Here is a 3,111-nt window from a genome sequence, read left to right on the forward strand (position 1 = left end):
GCATAACGCCCGCACAGAAACTGAAAATGGCTGCGTGAATTCTACTGCAGAGCCCCGCTAAAAACGGGGAGATTACCAGAGGTTTTGCCTGAACGGTGCTCGATATCTTTCAAAGTCTCGTTGTCCGGCAGGCCGCGATAAAGCGTATGCGCGACGGCCTTCTTCCAGATGCGCGCGGTTTCGCGTCCATACTTTGCTTCTATCTGGGCGGTCGCATTCTGAAACACACCGAGAAAGTTTATACCGCCTTCGCGGTAGAGCGTGAGGATTTCATAGAAGTTCGAAACATATAATTGCCCCCATTCTTCGCCGACAACGAGTGCCCTCAGCGGGCCATGTGCATCGGCGAAACGCTCGATGATTGCCGCCGTCATCGCGCCAACAAACGTCCGACTGGTATCCGACCTGGCCGAACCGATAATAAACAACGCCGTACGCTCATTCTTCATCTCAGCCGGGTCAAAAGTGTTTTCATCCGTCACCAGCCGCGAGGCTGACCCCGGCTGAAATCCCTGCAGCCGCTCAATGATGACGGAAGAGTAGGCATTCCACTGGTCGGTGGATTCGGTAAGACTGGCGACCTGACGGCACAAGCCAGACACATCTTCCAATCTGCCCTGGCTTGCCCAAACGAGCAGGTCGTCGGCGATATCGTCACGGCCACGCGCGAAAAAATCCCAGAGACCTCCCGGCGTACAGGGAAACCTCTCTGACGGATAAATCGCCGTGATTTTGTTGTAGAGCGCAAACGCCGTGCGGACGCCTTGCCCAATCCAACGATGCGCCGGGTTGGGATCGATTGGGACAAGATACGAAGCGGCATCATACGCCGCATCCCAGACGATCGGCCGCAAGGCTGGCCGCGCTGCAATTTCCAGCAGCCGCGTGTTTATATTGAAGCTCTCGGAAGGATAACCATAGAGTTGCCCCGGATTGATGAAGCGGACGCGGTAGCCTTGCCTCTCAAGTGTTTTCCATGAAATCCATGCGAGTTCTGCGTCCTTCGGGTCGGTGATGATCTTGGTTAGGTGCGCCGTGCGGGGAGACACGAGATTGACACCGAGAAAGCGGGCGAGTTTTCCTTTGCCCGCTTGCGCATCGATGGCGACAGGTTCGGTGCCATCATAGACGAGCGGCTTGCCGCGATAAAAGCCCAGTTCGATCCCGCGCCGCATTCGGCGCGGTACTTGATCCAGAACAACGCCGTTCATAACAGCCCCGACTGATCCAGGGCGTCATCGTCATTGAGCGCCGCGTTACCGAGTGCGCCGGAAGGGTTGGCGTCCAGCATCGCTTGCAATTGCGCCGCCGCCTGCGCTTCGGCACGGACGCGGGCGATGCGGGCCTGCTTCGCGTCCTCCCATGAAAGGCGCTGCTGCGCATGGGATTCGAACATCCAGAAGAACTGGTAGAATTCCATGATCTTGCCGAGACTCATCCGCGCTCCTCCTCATCGTCCCAGCTTGCGAAGCGGAATGGTTCGGTCTCCATGGATTGCGGGGCCTGTTTTGGCGAGGCGGGAAGTTGCGGCGTTGGTGAAATGTACGTCGTGACGGGCGGTGCGCTTACGGTCTGCTCGTCCGCCATAATGATTTCGATGCCGATGGAGCCGAGTGTGTAACCGCCGACAAGCATATAGGAGAGATAGTTCCATTCGATATGGATGTTCAGGAATACATTGACGAAGAGCAGGAAGGCGGGAACGAGAAAGGCACCGAGAATGCCCCGCGTGACAAACGCCCGCGCTTCATGCGGATGCAGTGTCCACTTGCCGAGCGTCAGGGGACTGTTCCATGCGAAGATCGCAAGGGCAGTCAGGACGAAAGCGACGAAGGCCAGCAGGGCAAAGATGAAAATGCCCACGATACCGAGCATGGCGATAGCAAAGGCTACCGCCATCCCTGCGCCGTTGTTATTGTTGGAAGACATGCGTATTCCTCCTTCACATTCAAGGATCAGCGTTCGAGTTTGAGTCCAAGGGATGGGGATTGAGCCACGGCGCGGGACGGGCTTTGCACCTCTTGCCCGCGAGAGAATTTGAGGTAGCGCCCGATATCGGCGCGGAGCGACAGCAATTGTTCCGCCTGCGCCTTTCGCAGTTCCCTGAACTGTGTTTGCAGAACGGCGCGTTGCTCAAGCTGTTTTTCAATCAGCTTTTGCCGCTCTTCCGCCTGCCGAAGACGGTCGGCTTGCGCTTCCATCTCGTTTAGCGCTCGTATCTTCTGGTATTGTCCCGTCAGGCGATGCCACAGGCCGCGCAAGCCTCTCGGCAGGCGCTCCACTCGTTCGCGGGTTTGCTGTTCAAACTCCGCCTTCTGGCGCTCTTCGAGTTTTTGCCGTGCGCTGCGGTGCAGGCGCGTCATCTCTTCCTTGTATTGGCCGAGCTTTTCGGAACGGCCACGGAACTGCTGGCGGGATTCGTCGATATGGCGGCGCAGGGCGGGCGTCATGCGCGCGCCGATGGTCTTGCGCGTGTCTTCGACCGAAAACAGATTTTCGCCGCCGCCTAGACGGGCGCGCACGTCTTTCGTCTTCATGTCCAGCATGCGGGGCAGCGACCAGACCTCGCCCGCATGATCGAGAACGACAAAGCTTCGCTTGTCGCCCTTGGCGAGGAAGAAGCCGCGATCCTGCAAAGCATGCTCGAATGCGCCGAGAGTGTCAGAGCGCTTCCAGCAATCTTGTAGCGTCTGTTTGAGCCAGCGGGGATCTACGCCCTGCCGTTTTGCCTGTTGCCATTCGGCCAACGAAAAGTTGGTGGGGTTACGTTCCGCCGCGTTCTCAAGACCACGCGGCATCGTCCAGCCGTGATCGAGATATAAATCCCGTGCCACGCTCATGAGCTTTTGTTTGAAGAACGGCAAGGTGCGCGCCGTCATGGTGTCGGCATCGATCCGCGACCACACGCAATGCGCATGCCGGCGGCCTTCCTTTTCATGGACGACGATTGCACGCGGCTGGCCTTCCAGACCGAGGCGGTTTTCGATCCGGTCGATTGTTTCCTCGAAGACGGAAGGCGGAACCTTTGCGTCTTCCGGCGGGCTTAGGCGGTAGTGACGATTTAGCTATTTGAGCCAGATGGCGATGGCTGCGAGTTTGACGAATCCCATG

General features: G+C 58.0%; 3 protein-coding genes and 1 pseudogene. All 4 read right to left on the minus strand.

The annotated features are described in order from the left end of the window. Positions 1–41: 41 nt before the first annotated feature. Positions 42–1,211, minus strand: coding sequence for a TraM recognition domain-containing protein (locus MUU53_RS23060; RefSeq protein ID WP_247262929.1), 1,170 nt, complete (start codon positions 1,209–1,211; stop codon positions 42–44). Continuing rightward, a complete protein-coding gene (locus MUU53_RS23065) occupies positions 1,208–1,438 on the minus strand; it encodes a hypothetical protein (protein WP_247262930.1) in 231 nt (76 codons plus the stop codon). Before MUU53_RS23065 ends, MUU53_RS23060 begins: the two co-directional genes overlap by 4 nt. Continuing rightward, a complete protein-coding gene (locus MUU53_RS23070) occupies positions 1,435–1,929 on the minus strand; it encodes a hypothetical protein (protein ID WP_247262931.1) in 495 nt (164 codons plus the stop codon). Before MUU53_RS23070 ends, MUU53_RS23065 begins: the two co-directional genes overlap by 4 nt. 26 nt (positions 1,930–1,955) lie before the next feature. Next, positions 1,956–3,044 (minus strand): annotated as a pseudogene (locus MUU53_RS23075) (relaxase/mobilization nuclease domain-containing protein); the annotation flags it as partial. Positions 3,045–3,111: the final 67 nt, after the last annotated feature.

Source organism: Affinirhizobium lemnae, from assembly GCF_022968395.1.
GTDB classification, from domain to species: domain Bacteria; phylum Pseudomonadota; class Alphaproteobacteria; order Rhizobiales; family Rhizobiaceae; genus Neorhizobium; species Neorhizobium lemnae.